Origin of the sequence: Croceitalea vernalis (genome assembly GCF_031846405.1) — a bacterium.
Taxonomy (GTDB): Bacteria; Bacteroidota; Bacteroidia; order Flavobacteriales; family Flavobacteriaceae; genus Croceitalea; species Croceitalea vernalis.
The window spans coordinates 1,305,770-1,328,019 of the sequence record NZ_JAVRHU010000001.1 but is presented as its reverse complement, the minus strand read 5'-3'; the positions used below and the strand labels follow the sequence as shown (position 1 = coordinate 1,328,019).

General features: G+C 33.5%; 23 protein-coding genes. 6 read left to right on the top strand and 17 right to left on the bottom strand.

The features are described from left to right. Positions 1-193 precede the first annotated feature (193 nt). Positions 194-958 (top strand): alpha/beta fold hydrolase, encoded by a 765-nt coding sequence (locus RM520_RS06005; protein WP_311384798.1) that lies wholly within the window; start codon positions 194-196, stop codon positions 956-958. 10 nt (positions 959-968) lie between these two features. After that, complete coding sequence (gene yihA / locus RM520_RS06000) at positions 969-1,580, top strand: ribosome biogenesis GTP-binding protein YihA/YsxC (RefSeq protein ID WP_311387323.1); 612 nt, start codon at positions 969-971, stop codon at positions 1,578-1,580. On the opposite strand, the gene RM520_RS05995 is transcribed toward yihA, so the two are convergent. Next, the gene (locus tag RM520_RS05995) at positions 1,581-1,955 is read right to left on the bottom strand and encodes a GTPase (RefSeq protein ID WP_311387322.1); all 375 of its coding nucleotides are present in this window, start codon (positions 1,953-1,955) and stop codon (positions 1,581-1,583) included. It abuts the gene before it with no gap. Positions 1,956-2,033: 78 nt separating this feature from the next. Here RM520_RS05995 and RM520_RS05990 point away from each other — a divergent pair, with 78 nt between their 5' ends. After that, positions 2,034-2,507, top strand: coding sequence for a hypothetical protein (locus RM520_RS05990; protein ID WP_311387321.1), 474 nt, complete (start codon positions 2,034-2,036; stop codon positions 2,505-2,507). Positions 2,508-2,536: 29 nt separating this feature from the next. Here the strand turns inward: RM520_RS05990 and gldC are convergent, their stop codons facing one another. After that, complete coding sequence (gene gldC, locus RM520_RS05985; RefSeq protein ID WP_311384794.1) at positions 2,537-2,872, bottom strand: gliding motility protein GldC; 336 nt, start codon at positions 2,870-2,872, stop codon at positions 2,537-2,539. Then, positions 2,873-3,847, bottom strand: coding sequence for a gliding motility lipoprotein GldB (gene gldB / locus RM520_RS05980; protein WP_311387320.1), 975 nt, complete (start codon positions 3,845-3,847; stop codon positions 2,873-2,875). Positions 3,848-3,912: 65 nt separating this feature from the next. Here gldB and nadE point away from each other — a divergent pair, with 65 nt between their 5' ends. Together nadE and RM520_RS05970 are read left to right on the top strand one after the other, a co-directional pair. Further along, positions 3,913-4,716 (top strand): NAD(+) synthase, encoded by an 804-nt coding sequence (nadE, locus tag RM520_RS05975; protein WP_311387319.1) that lies wholly within the window; start codon positions 3,913-3,915, stop codon positions 4,714-4,716. A gap of 160 nt (positions 4,717-4,876) precedes the next feature. Then, positions 4,877-5,506 carry a response regulator gene (locus RM520_RS05970; protein ID WP_311384791.1) on the top strand — a complete coding sequence of 210 codons (630 nt, stop codon included), beginning with the start codon at positions 4,877-4,879 and terminating at the stop codon, positions 5,504-5,506. A gap of 52 nt (positions 5,507-5,558) precedes the next feature. On the opposite strand, the gene dnaG is transcribed toward RM520_RS05970, so the two are convergent. Then, a complete protein-coding gene (gene dnaG / locus RM520_RS05965) occupies positions 5,559-7,529 on the bottom strand; it encodes a DNA primase (RefSeq protein WP_311387318.1) in 1,971 nt (656 codons plus the stop codon). Positions 7,530-7,603: 74 nt separating this feature from the next. Between dnaG and RM520_RS05960 the strand changes: the two genes are divergently transcribed. Beyond that, on the top strand, positions 7,604-7,843 hold the full coding sequence (locus tag RM520_RS05960; RefSeq protein WP_311387317.1) for a zinc-ribbon domain-containing protein: 240 nt from the start codon (positions 7,604-7,606) through the stop codon (positions 7,841-7,843). A gap of 77 nt (positions 7,844-7,920) precedes the next feature. Here RM520_RS05960 and RM520_RS05955 read toward each other — a convergent pair whose 3' ends face one another. The 13 genes from RM520_RS05955 to rsgA form a co-directional block, all read right to left on the bottom strand. Then, complete coding sequence (locus tag RM520_RS05955) at positions 7,921-9,006, bottom strand: hypothetical protein (protein WP_311384788.1); 1,086 nt, start codon at positions 9,004-9,006, stop codon at positions 7,921-7,923. An 81-nt stretch (positions 9,007-9,087) separates the two neighbouring features. Further along, a complete protein-coding gene (locus tag RM520_RS05950; protein ID WP_311387316.1) occupies positions 9,088-9,825 on the bottom strand; it encodes a hypothetical protein in 738 nt (245 codons plus the stop codon). Between the two features lie 10 nt (positions 9,826-9,835). Continuing rightward, positions 9,836-10,408, bottom strand: a complete 573-nt coding sequence (locus RM520_RS05945; RefSeq protein WP_311384786.1) for an RNA polymerase sigma factor — start codon at positions 10,406-10,408, stop codon at positions 9,836-9,838. A 136-nt stretch (positions 10,409-10,544) separates the two neighbouring features. After that, positions 10,545-11,522, bottom strand: coding sequence for a polyprenyl synthetase family protein (locus RM520_RS05940; RefSeq protein WP_311384785.1), 978 nt, complete (start codon positions 11,520-11,522; stop codon positions 10,545-10,547). 132 nt (positions 11,523-11,654) lie between these two features. Further along, the gene (gene rlmN, locus RM520_RS05935; RefSeq protein WP_311387315.1) at positions 11,655-12,695 is read right to left on the bottom strand and encodes a dual-specificity RNA methyltransferase RlmN; all 1,041 of its coding nucleotides are present in this window, start codon (positions 12,693-12,695) and stop codon (positions 11,655-11,657) included. 16 nt (positions 12,696-12,711) lie between these two features. Further along, a complete protein-coding gene (locus RM520_RS05930) occupies positions 12,712-13,896 on the bottom strand; it encodes a hypothetical protein (RefSeq protein WP_311387314.1) in 1,185 nt (394 codons plus the stop codon). 134 nt (positions 13,897-14,030) lie between these two features. Next, positions 14,031-15,080, bottom strand: coding sequence for a tRNA preQ1(34) S-adenosylmethionine ribosyltransferase-isomerase QueA (gene queA / locus RM520_RS05925; RefSeq protein WP_311384782.1), 1,050 nt, complete (start codon positions 15,078-15,080; stop codon positions 14,031-14,033). Positions 15,081-15,164: 84 nt separating this feature from the next. Beyond that, complete coding sequence (locus RM520_RS05920; protein WP_311387313.1) at positions 15,165-16,394, bottom strand: 3-phosphoshikimate 1-carboxyvinyltransferase; 1,230 nt, start codon at positions 16,392-16,394, stop codon at positions 15,165-15,167. Between the two features lie 42 nt (positions 16,395-16,436). Continuing rightward, entirely contained in the window at positions 16,437-16,763 is a 327-nt protein-coding gene (locus RM520_RS05915) for a nucleotide pyrophosphohydrolase (protein ID WP_311387312.1), read from the bottom strand. Positions 16,764-16,767: 4 nt separating this feature from the next. Further along, a complete protein-coding gene (locus RM520_RS05910) occupies positions 16,768-18,780 on the bottom strand; it encodes a DUF3858 domain-containing protein (protein ID WP_311387311.1) in 2,013 nt (670 codons plus the stop codon). A gap of 3 nt (positions 18,781-18,783) precedes the next feature. After that, positions 18,784-20,679, bottom strand: a complete 1,896-nt coding sequence (locus RM520_RS05905) for a DUF3858 domain-containing protein (protein WP_311387310.1) — start codon at positions 20,677-20,679, stop codon at positions 18,784-18,786. An 83-nt stretch (positions 20,680-20,762) separates the two neighbouring features. Next, positions 20,763-21,215 (bottom strand): D-aminoacyl-tRNA deacylase, encoded by a 453-nt coding sequence (gene dtd / locus RM520_RS05900; RefSeq protein WP_311387309.1) that lies wholly within the window; start codon positions 21,213-21,215, stop codon positions 20,763-20,765. After that, the gene (gene rsgA / locus RM520_RS05895; protein WP_311387308.1) at positions 21,215-22,165 is read right to left on the bottom strand and encodes a ribosome small subunit-dependent GTPase A; all 951 of its coding nucleotides are present in this window, start codon (positions 22,163-22,165) and stop codon (positions 21,215-21,217) included. The genes dtd and rsgA overlap by 1 nt, the downstream gene beginning before the upstream one ends. Positions 22,166-22,250: the final 85 nt, after the last annotated feature.

Genomic DNA, 22,250 nt, shown 5'->3' with positions numbered 1-22,250 from the left:
ACGATTGTTAATAAAATCTATATTTTTAACGTCAAATCTCCACCAAAAATTGCAATCATTACACATTTCACCACAATTTCCACCCTCATCAGTTGTTTATCTGAACTAAAAGTTCCACATTTTACCACATTGATTTCGCGAATTTGAATGAATTGAAATGCCTATATTTGGCACGCTAGACCCAACTAACTAGATGGAAGAAGAAATTATTAAGGAAGGAGAGTTCAGATATATAGAGATTGGTGAAGGACAGCCGATCATTATATTACATGGATTAATGGGCGGTTTGAGCAATTTTCATGGGGTGACTAACTTTTTCCCACCTAAAGGATATCAAGTTTTGGTACCAGAACTACCAATTTACGATATGCCTATGCTCAAGACTACAGTAAAAAACTTCGCCAAATTTTTAGCGGATTTTATCGCTTTTAAAAAATTAAAAGATGTTATCCTTTTAGGAAACTCTTTGGGTGGACATATTGGATTATTGCATACCAAAATGTATCCTGAATTGGTCAAAGCCTTGGTCATAACAGGCAGTTCAGGCCTTTATGAAAGTGCAATGGGTGATGGTTATCCGAAACGTGGTGATTATGAGTTCATTAAAAAAAAGGCACAAGATGTTTTTTACGACCCAGAAGTAGCTACTAAAGAAATTGTTGATGAAGTTTTTGAGACGGTTAATGACCGCATGAAATTGGTAAAAACACTAGCTATTGCTAAAAGTGCTATTCGCCACAATATGTCAAAAGACTTGCCGGCTATGAATACCCCGACCTGTATTATTTGGGGTGAAAATGACTCCGTTACACCACCTAATGTTGCAAAAGAATTTCATGAGTTACTACCAGATTCTGACCTTTTTTGGATAGAAAAATGTGGGCATGCACCTATGATGGAACATCCTGATGAGTTTAATACTATACTTCACACTTGGCTAACAAAGCGTAACTTCTAGTACCCGTATTATGAAAATTACTTCGGCAGAATTCGTAATGAGCAATTCTGATGTGGCTAAATGCCCAAAAGATAGAATACCTGAATATGCTTTCATAGGTCGTTCTAATGTTGGTAAGTCTTCCTTAATTAATATGTTGGTTGACCGTAAAAGTTTGGCAAAAACTTCGGGCAGACCAGGTAAAACACAGCTAATAAATCATTTTAAAATCAATAATAATTGGTTTTTAGTTGATTTACCAGGTTATGGTTACGCAAGAGTTTCAAAAAAAGATAAAAAAGTTTTTCAGAAGTATATTACCGAGTATTTTGAAAAACGAGAACAGTTAGTTTGCGCTTTCGTTTTAGTTGATATCCGACACGAGCCTCAACCTGTTGATATGGAATTTATGGAATGGTTGGGTACCAATGGCGTTCCTTTTGCTATAATTTTCACAAAGGCCGATAAACTAAAACCTCGAGCTATTGAAAATTATGTAAACACTTATTTACAACGATTGCTCGAGACTGTATGGGAAGAAGCACCAAAACATTTTGTAACCTCATCAGCGAACCGAACAGGAAAAGAAGAGCTATTGAATTTTATTGCTAATATCAATTTAGATTTTAAAGCAAACCACTAATTAAACCCGTTCTTTGATTAATCTAATTAAAGCATGAGGTGTTTTTAGACTATTCATCTCATTTGCTGAAACCAATACTTCTAATCCCTTTTCACTTTCGATTAGTGCTATAGGAAACTCAAATTTATAACCAAACTTACTTGCGTACTTTTTAGCAAATTCATCCTTATGTAAGAATGTCATTTTATGGTCACTATTTTGTCGAAACTTTTTCCACGTGCTATTTTCACTAACTATACCAAAAGTTATTTCACAGAGCTTACAATCATAAGTAGATGGACTAAAGACCTTTTGCATGCTATCAAGTATTGCGTTCCTAGTACCTGATTTAGCATTATACACAAAAATAATTTTTTGCCTCAATTTCTTTTTCATTAGATAAAAATACGACCTATGATTAAAGAAGTAGTCTTATAAAAATGTAATTTACACTAGGAATACTAAAACTAGATAATGACCATGACGTCTCGAAACTTTTTAAAAACCATATCCATTATACATTTGGCAATGGTTATTGGTCCATTATTCGCTGCTACTATTTTTTACATGAATACTGAGATCATAACCAACGGTACACAAAATGATATTTTTATCTATGTATTTCCATTAATTGCTTTGGGTGGTATTTTTGCAAGTAAATATATGTTCAATCTATTTATTAAAAATTTAAAAAACCATAAAACCCTGCAAGCAAAACTCACGGGTTATCAAACCGCTTCTTTAATTAAATATGCACTAATTGAGGGTCCAGCTTTTTTAAATATTGTCTGGTTCAGTCAAACTGGTAATTTACTCTTCTTGACCATTGGGGGTGTACTAATCATATTTTTATTCACACAAAGACCCCGAGCTAATAAGATAGAAATTGACCTAAATTTAAACAGTGAGCATAAAAGCCAATTTCGAGATCTTGACAGGCCTATGTAGAAAACAAGAAATAGTTGCTTTAGTGAATATTAAGACTTCAACTCTAGCTTTTCTGCAAAATAGTCGCAAAAATCCTTCATGGTTGCTGTCATCTTTTCATCCTGAGTTGCTTTCATAAAAGTATCTGACATGGTCACCAAGGTCTGATGAAAGAAAATTTTCATTTCATCAACAGGCATATCTTTGGTCCAAAGATCAATCTTTAAAGATTCTTGGTTTTTACTATCCCAAACCGAAAGCATCATTGCTTTCGCGTCTTCATTATCAATTCCGCCATCTTGAGCCGACCAATTTAAGGATTCGGGTACGCGGTTTTCATCAAGACCTACAGTCAATTTAATTTCTGAAGTATGTTCAATTGCCATTTACTTTTTGGGTTTGTAGTTTGCTAATTTAAAAATATCATCTGCAGGCATATCTAAAAGTTCAACTATAGAAACTTCTTGATTCTTCTCCATGAAAGCCCTAATTATTTGCCATCCTATAAAACGACCAACTCGACCTGGAGATTCGTTATCAATTTCTTCTAAACCGAATTTAGAAAAAGGTGCGGGATCTAAGAACCTTCGATCTAGCTTCGCATCTGTACTATACAGCAACTCCCGTTCAATAAAATACCGCCACATTTGTTGCTCATTAGTTTTGGCCCATGCCATCTCGTCTTGCGTATAATTGATGCGCTGAAAATCTTCAATATCAGGTAGTAGCTTATCTTTTAAATATAGTTCCTTTCCATAATGAAGCATTCTTGAAAGAAAGGTTCTATTTCGAGGATATCTATTAATGGTTTTAGCAAAAGCACTTGCAATATCGGAGGTGAGATATTTTTCATCTAAGTTCTGAGCTACATAATTGGGTAAGCCGGCATAAAATTTATGATTACTACCTAAATAGTTGTCGAGGCCAATTAATAACAAAGTATCGGCAAGAACAATTCTATTTTCATATTGAACATCAGATATGATTGTTACTACTTTTGGAACTTTAAAAGAAGGAAAGTAATATTTGATATGCTTAAAAAGAGTGGTGATGTCTTCTTCTTTAACAACAAAACTTGCTAGATTCTTCTTAATTTCTTGCTGTAACTCTAATTGCAAAGTATCGGATAATTTACTAATCCAAACGCTATCACTATACTGCGGAGGAAATAAATAAGGATACCTAATCTTTAAAACTGGAATATCTTCTGGGGTTGCCTTTCCAAATTCAAGATCAAATCGAGATAGTTCAATCTTAAGTGGGATTTTAGCTATTTCCGTTTCTACTTTATTCTGGTCTTCACAAGCAGCAAGGCTTACTACTAATAAAGAAATTAGAAAGAATTTTAGGTTCCACTTCATTTTTAAGGTTCGACGGTTTAAATTTACGAAGCACAAAGGTAAATTTTTGAACTTAAAAGAAAGCTATGCAAACAGAAAAGGTCATTGATCATATTGTAACTTGGTTAAAGGATTATGCTCATAATGCTAATATCAAAGGATTCGTAATTGGGGTATCTGGTGGAATCGACTCCGCCGTAACATCAACATTATGTGCTAAAACTGGTTTAGACTTGTTATGTCTTGAGATGCCTATTCATCAAGGCAAGAATCAGGTGTCTAGAGCCGACAACCATATTGAATGGTTAATGACCAACTTTAAAAATGTGAACCGACAGCCGGTTAACTTAACTCCTGTTTTTGACAGTTTGGTTGATGCCTTACCTGAGGTGGATAATGAAGAAGAACGATTTATGTCATTGGCAAATACTAGGGCACGTTTACGAATGACCACGCTCTACTATTTTGCAGCAATTGAAGGATATTTGGTTGCAGGCACTGGTAATAAAGTAGAAGACTTTGGTGTTGGGTTTTATACAAAATATGGTGATGGTGGTGTTGATTTAAGCCCTATTGCCGATTTATTAAAATCTGAAGTTTGGGAGATTGGTCGCGTTTTAGGAGTTAGTAAAGAAATTATTGAAGCAGCCCCAACCGATGGCTTATGGGGAGACAGCAGAACAGATGAAGATCAAATTGGCGCTAGTTACCCAGAATTGGAATGGGCTATGCAGATGGATGATGATGGAAAAACATTAGAAGACTTTTCTGACAGAGAAAAAGAAGTGTTTGCGATATATAAAAGATTCAATACTGCAAATAAGCATAAGATGATTCCTATACCTATTTGCGAAATACCTGATTCACTAAAAGTTACCACTCAACGCTGATTACGTTAGTTAAAACGAATAAAACCCCAAAGATTCTGTGGTTTTAAGAAAAAAATTACAAATTTGTCCAAGTAAATAGTTAACTTGCCTTGCGTATTTTGTAAGCATTTATGTACTAAACACTATTTTAACTAAACAAATTAAAGTAAAATCTACCACAATGATCAATGTATTAATCGCTGACAGTCACCCGATTGTAAGACTTGGAATTAAACAAGTTTTAAACGCAACTTCAGATTTCGAAGTAATCGGTGATGCGTCAACAACTACTGAACTTTTTAAATTATTAGAGAAAGTTTCCCCTGATGTAGTAATGCTAGAAATGGACATTCCAGAAATCAACGGTATTGCAACTCTAAGAAAAATTAAGCAAGATTTTCCGAATACTAAGGTATTAATGTATAGTGGACAATCTGAAGATGTTTATGCTCTAAGTACTATTAGAGCGGGCGCTTTTGGCTATTTGTCAAAAACTGCAGACATTGACTATATTATTTCTGCTATTCGAAAAGTCGCTGAAGGAAATATGTTTATCACTAACGAATTAGCACAACGCCTAGCTTTTGATGAAGGCACACAGAAACCAAGAAGGTTCTTTAGAAAATTATCTACTCGTGAGGTTGAAGTACTTAAGCTATTAGCTAGTGGTAAAAGAAACAAAGAAGTTGCTGAAGGTTTAAACTTAAATGAGAAAACTGTAAGTACTTATAAAGCACGTTTGATGCGTAAATTAAATGTTGACAACTTGGTTGACTTGTTGCAACAAGCAAAAGCTTTAGAATTGTACTAGAAATTTTATAATTGAAATTTAAAAACCCCAGAAACCCTGGGGTTTTTGTTTTTTAAGAAAGCACTCGATTTAGTTTTGCATTTAATAGCTTGTTTAATTGCAAGTAATTCATGATTTCTTCTAAAACTTCTTGATTCTCGGTTTTAGCTTGGGTATCCTTTTGAAGATTAGCGATTCTGCCTTTTATTAAGTTGCAACGAAGTGTCAGAATAGTTTCACTCACTAATTGAGCTATTCCTTTATCTTTATCTTTAGGATAGATATCTTTTCTTTCCCAATCATGTAAAACATAACGCTCCTCTTCCATTAAAATTGAAGATACTTCCTGCACCGTTTCAGTATCTAATTCTGCCAAAAAAAGTTTTACAGAAAATTCTTCTGAGGCATTCAAATTTTCAATTAGGCGATAATAAATATTCTTAAAATTTTCATTTGATAGTTCAATTTCATCTTCTTGAAGGTCAAGATAAATCTTTTCGTAAACCTTAGCCTCAGTAGTTTCGGGCTCTAGAACTAAATCACCGTCTTTTGATTCTTTTAAAACTAAATCTTCAAATTCTTGTTTTTGGCTCCCATACAATAACAACAACTCAATTATTTTACGCTCGAGTTCAAATTGAACATCAACTTTTTCAACAACAGTTTCACTTTTTACAACTTGAAAAGCCTTTTGCTCTTGTTTTAACTTCTTATTAGAATCATAAGCTTCCTTCTTATCTATTTGTGCCAAGGTATTGTAAAGTACCTCTTCAGAAATCTGCATGATTTTAGCACACTCTTGAATATAAATCTCCTTTTGAATTCTATCAGGAATTTTAGCGATACTATTCACAATATCGCGAACAGTATCAGCACGCTTTATTGGGTCATTTGCAGCTTCTTTAGCTAATAAAGAAGTTTTGAACTGAATAAAGTCTTTTGCATTTTCTTCTAGATATAAAACAACATCTTCATAGGCATTATTCTTGGCAAAACTATCAGGGTCTTCTCCTTCAGGAAATGAACAAACCTTTACGTTCATTCCTTGTTCTAAAATTAAATCAATCCCTCGTAAAGAAGCTCTAAGACCAGCAGCATCCCCATCGAAAAGAACAGTTATATTCTTTGTGAGTCTATTAATTAATCTAATCTGCTCCGGAGTTAATGCCGTTCCGCTGGATGCTACCACATTCTCAATTCCTCGCTGATTCATTTGAATGACATCAGTATAGCCTTCAACTAAAAAACAGTTGTCTTCTTTAGCTATTGCTTGTTTGGCATAGTAAATACCATAAAGCACCTTGCTCTTATGGTAAATATCACTTTCTGGTGAATTTAAATATTTAGCCGCCTTTTTGTCATTACTTAAAATTCGCCCACCAAAGCCTAATACCCTACCACTCATAGAATGAATAGGGAACATTACTCGTCCTTTAAATCTATCAAACTTTCTAGTTTCACCTTCGGCTTGGTCTTTTACAATTGTTAAACCTGTTTTTGAAAGATATTCTAGTTTATAACCATCTTCCAAAGCACTTTTGGTAAAAGCATCCCATTGGTCCAGATTATAACCTAGAGCAAACTTTTTTATAGTTTCATCAGTAAAACCACGCTCTTTAAAATAGCTCAAGCCTATTGCCTTGCCCAATTGTGAATTCCATAGCGTTTCTATATAATGTTTGGACGCATATTCAGAAACCAAATACATACTCTCACGTTCATTAGCTTGCTCTTTCTGTTCGTCAGTTTGCTCAGTTTCTTCTATTTCAATATTGTACTTTTTAGCTAAGTATTTAATGGCTTCCGGGTAACTAAAATGTTCATGCTCCATTAAAAAAGCGACCACGTTACCGCCTTTACCACTGCTAAAGTCTTTCCAAATCTGTTTAACTGGCGAGACCATAAAACTTGGAGTACGCTCATCAGAAAAAGGACTTAGACCTTTAAAATTTGAACCAGACTTTTTTAACTGCACAAAATCACCAATAACTTCTTCCAAACGAGCCGTTTCGTATACATTATCTATGGTGGTTTTTGAAATCATTAAGCCTCTTTGCAGTTTCCGTAAATAGGAAAATATTAATTCTGTAAATTACAAACTCAAATGTAATACTAAAAATGATTCTTTTTTTCGGAACTAAACGCGGTAAGCGAAGCATTCAAAAATTACATAACGTTTCTTGTTTATACTGCACTCAAAATGATACCTTGACTGCCGTTTCACAACCCAATTATTTTCATTTATTTTGGATTCCCTTAATAAAAATAGGAACATCCCGCTATGCAGAATGTTCCCACTGTAAACGTGTTTATTATAAAGAAGAATTTTCAACTGAAATGGAAAAAGCTTTTGTCTAATTCTTCATTTTTATCTCCTTTATTTAGGATTTAGATAAACATAACTCTGCTTCCATACGGGAGATTGATTATAGTCTTTACAAATCAAATCGCAGACCTAAAGAAATGTTTCGTTGCTCAATTGGTGCATCTTGAAATATTGGGTTTAAATCATACTTAATGTATAATTGTGTTCCTCCAACGCCCGCATAAGCGCTTAAACCATATATTAAATCAGCCGTATTGTAATCTCTTTTAAATTTTTCTTTTATTCGATTTCCATTCTCAGAATATTTCAATTTTTGACGAGTGCCAATGTTAAACCCTCCATAGCCCCCAATTCCGAAACGGAAGCTTCTATCAATATCATATCGAATGGTTTTTTCAGTTTCTCTCACTCTGGAAGAGCCGAATTCAAGGTGGACCGGAAAGACCAAATTGTCCATTCTTAGTTTAGACTTATTCAATTCTAACGGGAATTCTTGTAATTCTGTTTGATCATCATTTTCAACAAAATACTGATTATCTTTAGGCTTCAACCCATTAAATTGAAAAGAAAAACCATAATTAATTCTTAGAGCATTTGAGTTTTCAAAAACCCTAGTTCTCCATTGCCAACCCATTTCGAAAAATCTACTTCCTCCTATTTTATAAGGTGAATCACTTAAAGATTGATCTTCAATCAATGCGTTATTTAAACCTATCGCAATAACAAAATCCGAGTAAGTACGTCGGTCATACTTCAAATCTCTTTTCCAATTTTTAGTACTGAAAAAAAACTCTTCTGCAGGTTTCCCATTAATATCTACCCCTATTCTTATTTGGTCTTCAACTAAGGTATCTGAATCAGTCATCATATCAGAAATTACAACTCCATCATTTCTTTCTAACAAAGCAATACGATTATCAATAATAGCAACTCTATTCTCTATATTCATAGCTCTTTTCTTCGCAGCTATTTCTTTCATTTCTTGTGCTTTTTCAGCCGTTATTACACCTCTTTCAAGTTGCTCATTGATACTTTTAATTTCAATTTTTAACGCATCTTTTTCTTGTGCTGTAATTCTTGCTTTTTGCTTCTCAAGTTTTGCGGTTTTTGTTTTAAAGCCGTCGTTTTGAGCTAATACGTTCTGTGTCAAAAATGCTAGAAACAAGGCTACTAAAAATGTACTTAATTTTTTCATGATAATTTAATTTAAGCCCTACTTACCCTATCCCTGGTTTAGAACCAGGGATTTGGATGAGTTGGATTGATTGATGAATATTTAATTATTTCGGTCAGCTACTGCAGTACGAACTTTAAAAAAGCCGTCTTTTAGTTTTTCAAACAGTTGTCCTCTAAAGGTTCTCTCAAGTTCATCTTCAGCTTCAGTAAGTAAAGCCATAGCATCTACTTTTCCATTTTCTCGTAATACTTTATCAGTTAACAGTTCCCGTTGAGCATTCATTAACAAAGAGTCAATTTCAGCATCTGTGACTTCTATATTCCGTTCCTCTAAGCTTGCAACCACATTAAGAACTTGATTCAACTTATTCTCTATTAATTCCTGTTCATTGATTGCGGCCTTTTTATAGTCTAAAATTTTCGTTTCTTTAGAATCGTTTAGTACCAAGTTCTTTTGCGCAGATTCTTCGATATTTAAAGTGGATTTCAACTCTTCTTTTAAAGGAATATCGATATCCGGAGTTTCTTGAACGATTAATACTTTATTCCGTTCTGTCTTTTCTTCTAAACTATTTTCAACCTCAAGTTTGCTTGGTTCCTTTTCAAGGGTATCGACAACTTGCTTGGTTACTGCATTTTCAATATCTGAATTGAAGTAAACAATTGAAATTAATAATACTCCAATAAAACTTGCGGCAATTGCATACCAATAGACATTTTTTCTCGCAGGTTCCACAACTTCACCAAGTTGAGACTCTATTTTATCCCAAGCACCATTAGAGGGCTGTACTTCCCTTTCTTGGAGTTTTTCTCTAATATGTTTCTCTAACTTATCCATTATTATGTTTTTAATTTCCCCCGAAACTAGTTCGAGAAGAAATTCCCTTTAATTTTAAATTTTCTTGAAGCAATTTTCGTGCTTTAAATAATTGAGATTTTGATGTACCCTCTGATATTTTTAACATTTTAGCTATCTCATTATGCTTATAACCCTCAATTGCATACAATACAAATACCATTTTATAACCTTCTGGCAAACTGTCTATCAAGTCTTGTACATGCTCCATGTCTAATATGGAATTGTTCTCAGAACTTATAAGCTCATTTTTCTCAAATACCTCGTCGTCAAAAACTACAAATTGTTTTTTCCTTAAATAAGAGATACTTTCTCTAACCATTATTTTACGAATCCAGCCTTCAAAACTCCCTCTATGTTCAAAAGTTTGCAGATTCTTAAAAACCTTCACAAAACCATTAACCATGACATCTTCTGCAAATTGAGCATCTTTAATATACTGACGACAAACACTTAACATCTTAGGTGCGAACTTTTCATAAATAGTTCGTTGTGCCTGACGATTACCTGCAATTGCCTTTTTTAACAACTGCTTTTCGTTACTATAAATTGAAATTATTTTCAATGGTTCTCAATTAGTCTTCTATAAAGATAGACGAGTGAAGTTTTAAAATGGTTGCCTGGTATTCTAAAAAAAATAATGTCGAATAAAGTGAAATTCCAAGATATTGAAAATGAGGCATTTTAAAAGAATGAAATAATTACTTCTTACGTTCAACAACGTAGTTCACCATCAAAGTCAAAGAAGCTTTATAAGGCGAATCGGGGTAATCATTTAACAAGGATAAAGCTTCATCTTTAAATTCAAGCATTTTCTTAACCGCATAATCAAGACCCCCTTGTTCTTTTACATAAGAGATGACTTCCTTGACACGTTTTTTATCCTTATTGTGATTTTTAATAGAATTGATTATCCATCTTTTCTTATCCTTATCACTTGTATTTAATGCATGAATTAAAGGCAAAGTCATTTTTTGTTCTTTAATATCAATTCCAGTAGGTTTACCTATACGTTCACTCCCATAATCAAAGAGGTCATCTTTAATTTGAAATGCCATTCCGCACAGTTCTCCAAATCTTCTAAAAATTTGAACTTCTTCCGAGTCTGGCATTACAGAAGCAGCGCCCATACTGCAACATGAGGCTATTAATCTGGCAGTTTTCTGACGAATAATTTCGTAATATACATCTTCAGTGATATCCAGTCTTCGAGCTTTTTCAATTTGAAGTAACTCACCTTCACTCATTGCTTTGACTGATTCTGAAATGATATGTAGTAAATCGTAATCTTTAGATTCTAAGGCGGTTAAAAGCCCTTTTGAGAATAGAAAGTCACCAACCAAAACAGCAATCTTATTTTTCCAAAGTGCATTTATTGAGAAAAAGCCTCGTCTTTTATTACTATCATCAACAACATCATCATGAACCAAACTAGCGGTATGAATAAGTTCTATTATAGAAGCTCCCGTATAAGTTCTCTCATTTACTTTTCCATTGTTCAGAAGTTTTGCCGTTAAAAAAACAAACATGGGCCGCATTTGCTTCCCTTTTCTATTTACAATGTAGTATGTGATACGGTTAAAAAGTGCCACTTTTGAAGACATAGATTCACGGAACTTATTTTCAAAAAGTTCCATTTCTTCTTCAATTGGTTCTCGTATTTGCGCAGCTACTTTCAACTAGAGAAAACTATAAATTGATTGGTTTTGTAGGTCAAAAGTAGGTAAAAAGCAACTCTTAGAATAGGTTGATAAAAAGTTTTCGGTAGAGCCCCTAAAACTGGGGTTATAAAGCAATAGCAATGCTTTTAACTATGATTTATTTGCTAGCTGCCCACATGCCGCATCAATGTCTTTACCACGAGAACGGCGAACTGTTACGGTAATATTATTTGCCTCCAATGTTTTTTGATACATATCAATGGCATTATTGGAAGCTTGCTGGAAAGCACCGTCATCAATTGGATTATACTCAATAATATTAACCTTTGAGGGAGCAAAACGACAAAACTTCACCAAGGCTTCAACATCTGCTTGTGTATCATTAATACCCTTCCAAACAACATATTCATAAGTAATTCTATTTTTAGTTTTACTATACCAATATTGCAACGCTTCTCGCAGGTCTTTTAAAGGAAAATTTTTATTGAATGGCATTATAGAAGTTCTTACTTCATCTATTGCTGAATGTAACGATACTGCTAAATTAAACTTCACTTCTTCATCCGCCATTTTTTTAATCATTTTTGGCACACCTGATGTCGAAACGGTGATGCGTTTAGGTGACATTCCTAAACCTTCTTTTGAAGTTATTTTTTCAATTGATTGGAGCACGTTTTTATAATTCATAAGGGGTTCTCCCATACCCATAAAAACTATATTACTCAAAGGTTTGTCAAAATATAGTCTACTCTCATTGTCAATGGCAACCACCTGGTCATAAATTTCATCAGGATTCAAATTGCGCATGCGTTTAAGCCTTGAAGTTGCACAAAATTTGCAGTCTAAGCTACAACCTACTTGACTTGAAACACAAGCCGTTGTGCGCGTGGCAGTAGGTATTAAAACAGATTCAACAATTAGTCCATCATATAACTGAACTGCATTTTTTATGGTACCGTCACTACTGCGTTGCATTTGATCAACTTTTATATGGTTGATTACAAAGTTTTTCTCCAACATTTCACGAGTTTCTTTTGAAATATTAGTCATAGTTTCAAAAGAATGTGCAGATTTTTGCCAAAGCCATTCATAAACCTGATTTCCCCGAAAAGCTTTATCGCCATTGGCAACAAAGAAATCACGCAATTGGTCCTTGGTAAGTGCTCTAATATCTTTTTTGGCGGATTCCATAATTAAAATAAGACTACTAGAGTTTTAAGCCAACTAGGAGCGATGCACTCCAAAATCTTCCCTCTATATTCACAAAATTGCTAAGAATATCTTGTGGTGTTTCGACCCTTAACCCAATAGAAAATTTTCCTTTATGATTATAGCCGCCTCCCACACTAAAATTAGATTCGGCTTTACCTTCTCTCTTATCTGTACCAACAGTTAATGAAGGATTAAAACCAAACTCGATATTGGTATAGGCTTCTAAAAATAATTTAGATTTATCATTAAGGAAAAAATAGTGCCTTAAGCCAATGGGGAATTCTAATGAACTAAATTCCACCGTAACATCTACCCCATTAGATGTGCTAGTTTCGTTGCTAACAAGTCTATAATTTGGATCAATAACTGCAGCCCACTTATTTTTATTAAAAGGAAAAACAAATTCCAATTCTGCCCCAAACCTATATCCAATTAAACCATTAACCTCATAAACTTGATCGATTGCTGTTTGTATCGAATTTGTGCTTATTCCCGCCTTTAAATAAAAATTGAATTTTGTTTTTTCCTTGTCATATTCAACGACAGTAGAATTACCGAAACAATTATTTATTTCTTTGAAAAATTTCTTTAATGAACTTTTTTCATAATTTAAACTATTCAGTCTTTTAAGAGTAATTACATCACAAGAGATGGTATTCTTTATTTGCTGTTTATATAATTGGTTTGTGCCAATTATATTGTCATTTTGCTTGTACCTCTTATAAACCAGTAGTTCAGGAATCATGTCTTTTTTTCCATAAAAAAATCGCCTTAAACTTTGATCAACATATTCATACAACACATATTCCCCTTCTATCAAAATTTTAAGGAATAAAGTTTCTTCTTTCAAACTAGGATTTCTTTCATAGCCTAATTGACTCATTGCATTACTACTTCTGTCAATTAAAACTTTGGACCTAAAATATTTAAATTGATTTTCAATTTCGAAACCAGAAACTGATTCGATAGATAAAGTAACAAATTGAGCGTCTAAATCAGTTTTGAATTGAAATTCAGTTGGATTGCTTTCCCAATCAATGTTTTTAATAAAACCGTCAATTCTGTTCTTATCATTATCAAAATAATACGCTTTTTCGAATGAAATTTGACCGACTGCATTGTTAAAACTTAAAGTTATTGCTAAAAGCACTAGGAGGTTCTTGAAAAACTTTTTATCCATTTTTATCATTTATTTAATATTTAATTAAAAAATATCAAGGAACTCAAGGCTCATCTATTCTGCCAAGAACAGATTCCATTAATAACGATACTTTGATTAAGTATTCAAGAAAAAAGAAAGTTTAAAACTCTTTCCTACAAGATTAACATCGCATCACCATAAGAATAAAACTTATAGCCTTCTAAAATTGCTTGTTTGTATGCCTTTTTCATTAAATCGTGACCCACAAAAGCAGAAATCATCATTAATAAAGTAGATTTTGGCAGGTGAAAGTTAGTCACCATGCAGTTAGCTATACTAAAATCATATGGAGGGAAAATAAATTTATTGGTCCAACCTTCAAAAGTATTCAGCTTATGATCTGATGAAACTGCACTCTCTAAACCACGCATTACAGTGGTACCAACGGCGCAAACTCTTCGTTTATTCGCTTTGGCATTATTTACAATCTCTGTAGCTTTTTCATCGATAACTAATTCTTCACTATCCATTTTATGTTTAGACAAATCTTCAACCTCAACAGGGTTAAAAGTACCTAAACCTACATGCAACGTGACCTCAGCAAAATCAATTCCTTTAATCTCCAATTTCTTTAATAAATGCTTAGAAAAGTGAAGCCCAGCTGTTGGTGCAGCAACGGCACCTTCGTGTTTTGCATAAATAGTTTGGTAACGCTCCTCATCTTCCGGAGTTACATCGCGCTTGATATACTTAGGTAATGGTGTTTGACCTAGCTCTCTTAATTTTCTTCTAAAATCAGTATATGAACCGTCATATAAAAAACGAAGTGTACGACCCCTAGAAGTTGTATTATCAATAACCTCAGCCACCAAACTTTCATCTTCGCCAAAATAAAGTTTATTACCAATTCTTATTTTACGAGCCGGATCAACCAAAACATCCCAAAGACGTTGTTCTTCATTTAATTCTCTTAATAAGAATACTTCTATTCTTGCCCCAGTCTTCTCTTTATTACCATATAAGCGAGCTGGAAATACTTTTGTGTTATTCAACACCATTACATCATCTTCATCAAAATAATCAATCATGTCTTTGAACATTTTATGCTCAATCTTTCCAGTTTCACGGTGAATCACCATTAACTTGGATTCATCACGATTCTCTGCTGGATACTCAGCTAATAATTCATCTGGAAGTTCAAAACTAAAATTTGATAATTTCATAAGCGTTTTTCGGTGTTTTATAAAGACGGCAAATATACAATCTGCGAATAGGGGTTGTCAAGTAAATAGACATTTAATTCAAACCTAAAGTTCCTTTACTTGAATTCCAAGGTGTTTCATATCACTCCAAAAATCAGGGTATGATTTAGATACTACCTCAGCATCGTTCATTTTTAATGGAATTTTTAACACTAAAGGTGCAAAGGCCATAGCCATTCTATGGTCATTATAAGTATCAATAGCTACATTAGGTATCATTTGATTTTCTTGCTTTAGCGTCAAGCTTTCGGCAGTAATAGCAACCGATCCACCAACTTTTTCAAGTTCGGTTTTCATTGCAGCCAAACGATCTGTTTCTTTAATTGGTAAAGTATGTAGCCCCGTTAAATGACAACCTATTGAAAGACCAAAACAGGTCACCGCAATTGTTTGTGCAATATCAGGAGCATTTTCGAGAGCTACCTCTATATGGTCAGTACTTATATCTTTTTCTTTGGTCAATTTTATCGTGTTATTTAAAAAAGTGGTCGAAACTCCAAAATCTTTATAAATTTCAGATAGGACGCTATCGCCTTGCAACGAATCTTTCTTATAGGACGAAAGTTTAATTTCACTACCCACTTCACTTAAAGCTACAATACTATAAAAGTAACTTGCAGCACTCCAGTCTGATTCTACTGTTAAAACTTCATCCTTTGCGCTATTCTTGGGGTAGACCTTTATTTGATTTCCTTCAAATTCTGTTCTTATTCCTATACTATTCAGCAGACTTAAAGTCATTTTAATATAAGGAACAGAGGTTATCTTACCGACTAGATTTATAACTATGCCATTCTCTAAACTTGGTGCTGTAAGCAATAATGATGAGATATATTGACTACTAATATTTGCTGGTAAATTAACAGTGCTCTTTACAAGTTTTTTACCCTTAATTTTTATAGGCGGATAGCCCTCATTACCATGATATGTGATTTCAGCTCCCAAATCTTTTAAAGCGTCAACCAATACCTTAATCGGTCTTTCCTTCATTCTTTTAGAACCAGTTAATACCACTTCTTTACCTTCTTGAGAAGCAAAAAACGAGGTTAAAAATCGCATAGCTGTGCCGGCATGGTGAATATCAACAGTTCCGTTGGTAACTTCCAAACCTTTTTGCATCACTTGTGCATCATCCGAATTGGAAAGGTTTTCAATTTTTAGATTAGGAAAAAGAGCTTGTAGCAATAACAATCTATTGGTTTCACTTTTTGAACCAGTAATCTGAATTTTGGAATTAAGTAAATTGCTTTGTGGAGCAGTAAGTTGAAGTTTCAATACGACCTATTTATAAATAAAAAATAAAAGCTCAAATATAAGTTATTTGAGCTTTTCATTATTGTGGTGACGGTCATGATCACGCTTTGTTTTCAAATCTAACTTTTTATCAAAAGCATGTTGCAAATCTATACCTGTTTGATTGGCCAAACATAAGACAACAAATAGCACATCAGCTAACTCTTCACCTAAATCCTTATTCTTATCGGATTCTTTTTCGCTTTGTTCACCATAACGACGAGCAATAATTCTAGCTACTTCGCCAACTTCCTCTGTAAGTTGGGCCATATTAGTCAATTCATTAAAATAACGAACTCCGTGAACCTTAATCCATTTGTCAACTGCTTTTTGTGCATTTTCAATTTGCATGGGTCTAGATTTTAGACAATACTATTTTTTCATTGTGTTTTACAACCATTTGGTTGTAAAACTCTTTCAAAGATGCATAATAATTTGGTGGAATTAAGCTTTTATTGATTGCCGTATTTGAACTAAATTGAATTTGATTTCCGTTCTGTTTGAATGTAAACTGAAATGAACCAAGGCCATCGGGTAATGCATATGAAGCTGATTCAGGTATTGATTCTATTTGATATCCTTCCGGAAGTTTATAATTAACCACTATTCTTTTAACTTGCGGATATATAAAATCAACAGGGTATTCTCTTGTTTCAAGCTTAAATGGGTTCTCATCTAAAGCCAAAAAAAGTGCTGGCCTAAAATAAATCTTTTCTGAAATTATTTCCGCTTGATTTTCTTTAACATATGCACAAGATTCTAATACTGGCTTACTATATTCTTTTTCGTTTTTAACTTCCAGTTCATCAATTTCCATCTCAACATATTTTGACTCCATTTCATCCATGATGTCTTCGACGCTTTCATCTTTATGATTTTTACGATAATTAAAGGCCATTTGCCCTGTGTTCTGTGTTCGCATCTTACCAGACACACTGCCATCATCTGACAGCTCTGCATTCATAAAGATTGATTTTTTAGAAACTAATCTATTAACCATGGAAACTTCCATTGAAGTACCGTCTTCTCTAATTAATCGACCATTCCAATTAAGGGCTCTACTTGGTAATATATTGATAGCACCCATTTTTTCGGTAGCATCCATTAAGTCTATTGATCCATTGCTATTTTCAATGGCTGCCACTACATAGTTAAAACCATCAGTGGTTGGAAAAAGTGGAATACCATGGGTTTTTGTGCTTACTAAGACGGGATTAGCTTTAAATCCAGCATAGCGCAGCATGGAAGTTAATAGTAAATTAATGTCTGCAACGTTCCCTATTTTATCTTCATAAGCTTTTTTAACTCCCTTATCACAACCAACACCGTTGTATTCATTCCAGTTCATTTTGTCTTTCACATGTTGATAAATAGCTTTTTTCAATACCGCAGATTCTGATTGACTCGAAATTAAAGCATCAATATCATCCTTAAAAAAACGCTGCTTTTTCAATTCATCACCAAAATCATCATATTTATAAATAGTTTCAGCGACATCATCCCATGACTTGCTATAGTTTTTAAATGGGCTGTTTGGAAATTGAGTAGAGGCAAGTTCAAAAGTTATTGCACTTCGATAATTATTAATGTTATCAGTGTAAGGCACTTTTTTTAGAGCCGGAATATTCCGTGATGAAACCTTATAAACATTCTCAAAAAATTCTAATTCACTTGTTCTTTTACCACCATTCAAACGTCCTGGATCACTTTCTTCTCTGTATTGTACCGTAAGTTTTCTATTTTTTCTTGATTGTTTAAGATTTATAGGATAAAAGCCTTTGCTGTACCTTTTGAAAATAAAGTATTGTGGAATTTCCACACTAATATCAACATGATTTACAGGAATACCATACTGAAACTGAAAATCATCCATATAACCACTTAAGTCAGACGTAATACTATATTCTAAGTCTATTACACTGCCTTCTTTTACGTTTGGCATACTGATAGAAACCTTGTTTCGATATTTACTTACATTCTCTTTGAAAACACCATCCTTTTTAAGTTTAACTTCATTAATTTTTCCGTTCTCATCATTAAAAGTATATCCTTTAACTTGACCAATTCTTTCCTCACCAGAGGTTGAAGTGTATAGCGGAATCTCAAAAGTGCCCCAGTCCAGACCTGATTTTTTATAAACTTTAATTCGGTAATGTGCGGACCTAACTGTTCTAAAACCTTCTGTCCCGTCGTATTTATAAAATAAGCGTTCTTTTTTATACAGAAAAGCGGCTTCCGCATCCTTATCTAAATGATGTTCTTTTTGAAGAACTTCTTCTTTTGACACTTTACCAAACTTAATTTTATTGTCTTGTGCAATAGTTATTGCACTTACCATAATGGCAATAATGAGTAATTTTAACTTCATAGTTTAGGCTTTAATCAATACTATTTTTGAATTATCTGATCTCGCAATTTTCTTTCTAAAATTTCTAAAATCTTCATAGCTATCTTTAGAGTATTTACCAGATTTAATGAGAAGTCTCCTTTTATAAATTAATCGATTCTCTGCTATTTTCTCCATGCTTATGGTGTATTCACCAAATTCAGTCTTAAGATTCACGGAAGAAATTAAAGACTCCACTTTAAAATCATCAGGAAGCGCTATTGTAAACTCGTCTTCATCTAAATAACCTCGTTTAATGATGACATCATGCCTTCTATTCCTGTAGCGTTTTGGAACAAAAAGATTTCGGTTAAGCATATTTGGAGCAAAAAGCACCTTATCTCCAGCTTTTGACAAGTAGCTATTTGAAGAAAGTGAAACTTTTTCTTTTAGTTCTATATTGTCTTTATCATTTTCAAATGAAATTTTAGTAAGATTGATATCATTAACATAATCCCAATACTCTTTATAATGAGATTCTTTTTCTTGTTCATCTTTTAAAGGCAATCTAAATTTTTGATTGTATTGAGTTCCACTACTTACAATTTCAACATTGGCCTGAACTCCATTTTCCTCAGAAATTGTAATATCAGCTTTGGTAAGCTGCCAATTATCTTTGTTTTCGTAAGCCCTAGATTTAACCAACTCACCACCATCAGGTGTAACTTTTAGCACATAACGGTTATCGGTAAAAGTGCCCAAATAGTCCGCAGGAACTATTTGACTTGTACATTCTAACCACAGCTCTTTATCATTCAAGGGTACATTTAAAAAGACATGATTACCTTGTAAAGAAGGGAATTCAGCATCGAGACTTCTTTGATCAGCATCAGCGTAAACAACCGTATAATAAGAATTAATACCAACAGCTTTCAATAGGGCCATTGTATAATTAGTCAATCCTTTACAATCACCATACTTTACTCGATTGACCTCTTCAGCACTAATAGGCATCCAACCACCAATACCCAATTGAACACTTATATACCTTGTATTGTTTTGAACGTACTCATAAATTTTTTCAACCTTCTTTTTAGGATCTTCTATTCCCGCAACTAGGGATTTTACTCCATTTATTGTTGATAAATTTAATTCTGCTTGACCCCTTAAAAGTGAATTATAAATCCATTTGCCATAATCACTCCAATTCTTGGCTTGACCATCAACGCCTTTTAAATGGAAACGCTCTAAAGCCAATTTAATAGACGGGGCAAAATCATAAAACTCAGGAGAATAATTTTCACCTTCAATCGCCTTTAGATTTTCAGCAGTATACTTTAATTTGTTACCAACAGATTCAACTGATATAGCGTAATCTTCAAGATTTTGTTCTTTTTTTCTTAAGGGAATTTTAGTTTTTAAATCAAAAATAAACTCACTCTTTTCAGTACTTACCCTATAACCATCTAAAAAGTACCAGTGCGGTAAAAATGCTGTATCCGCTGTTGTATATGTTTTCTCAAAAACTATGGTATACGGATAACTTACAGGAGTATATCGCAAAAACTTAACTCGAGAATCCGAATATAAAGTACCATCACCTGAAGCGCTTTGATCAATAAAATCTTTCTCCTTTATTTTCTTGATTTCTTTTCCTTGACTATCATAAACAAATGCTGAAAGAGTTTTTATCTTACTATTATCATCATAGAACGCGTAGGCATCTACATGTTTTTGACCATTTTCATTTAATACAGTAACTACTCTTCTCGAAGAAACTTCCATTGCATTATAAGCTTCAACAGTTATCATCATTTTATCTAATCGCACAACTGCATCGGCATCTTCTAATAATTCTGAATTAATAGAACTAAGGCTATATTGTTGATTTTGAGCAGATAAAAAAAGAGTAGTGAAGAGTAAAAAATAAAATAAGCGCATGCAGTGGTTAGGTTGGTTAGTACCTTAACGAAAAACTGCCAAGATTCTTACAAAAAAGTAGGAGAAAAACGATAAAGCTTTCTTTACTCTTTGTTTTTAGTATCTATGATGATTGTAACTGGTCCATCATTTAACAAGTCAACTTTCATATCAGCTCCAAAAATTCCAGTTCCAACATTTTTACCTAAATCCGTTTTCAATTGACCTATAAAACTCTCATAAAGCGGTATGGCTATATCTGGTTTTGAAGCCTTCATATAAGAGGGTCTATTTCCTTTTTTAACGGCCGCATGCAAGGTAAATTGACTAACAACAATAGCGTCGCCATTTGCTTCTAATATAGATTGATTCATGATGCCTTCAGAATCATTAAAAATTCTAAGGTTTGCTATTTTTCTTGAAAGCCAAGTAATATCTTCTTGGCTATCTTCATCTTCTATTCCAAGTAAAACTAACAAGCCCGTTTCAATTTGAGAAATGACATTTTCTTTAACGGTAACGCTCGCTCTAGAAACTCGTTGTATAACTGCTCTCATCAATCACTTTTATAAATATCCACACGATAATTTTCATCTTCACCTAAAATCATTTGCAAATAACTTCTATACCTGCTCCAAGCGATTTTATCATTATCTAAGGCTTCTTTAACAGCACATTTAGGCTCATCAACATGTAAACAATCATTAAACTTGCAAAAGCCTTTTAAGGCAAATAATTCTGGAAAGTAATCACCAATTTCATCATTTTCCATATCAACAATACCAAAACCTCTTATACCTGGCGTATCAATAATTTTAGCTCCAAAAGAAAGATCATACATTTCAGCAAAAGTGGTGGTATGTTGACCTTGAAGGTGTTGCTCAGAAATTTCGGCTGTTTTTAGCATTAAATTCTTTTCAATAACATTGACTAATGTTGATTTACCTACCCCCGAATTACCAGAAAACATACTAATTTTGTCTTTCATTAGGGTTTTTACCTCTTGAACATTTTCTCCTTTCTTTGCAGACAATTCAATGCACTGGTACCCTATTTTTCTATACAATTTTACTAGGGATGAAACTTCTTCTTTTTCTTCTTTACTGTAAGTATCAGACTTATTAAAAAGCAGTATTGCAGGTATTGCATATGCTTCTGCGGTAACTAAAAATCGATCAATGAAACTTGTATAGGTTACGGGGTTATTTAAAGTAACCAATAAAAATACTTGGTCAAGATTAGCAGCAATAATGTGTGTTTGCTTTGATAAGTTGACCGACTTGCGAATAATATAATTTTTACGGTCTTTAATTTCAGAGATAATTCCAACTTCTTCATCTCCATTTTTCTCTAGACTAAAAGTTACCAAATCACCAACAGCTATGGGATTGGTGCTCTTAATTCCTTTAATTCTAAACTTCCCTTTTATGCGACAATTATAGAAATCACCCTCCTCCGATTTAACGGTGTACCAGCTTCCGGTCGATTTATACACGATTCCCTGCATCAAAAGGTTTGTTCATAACAATTCATACAATAACAAAGAAACAATTTTCTTTTCTTAAAAATTGGTATTAAAATTGATAAGTCTT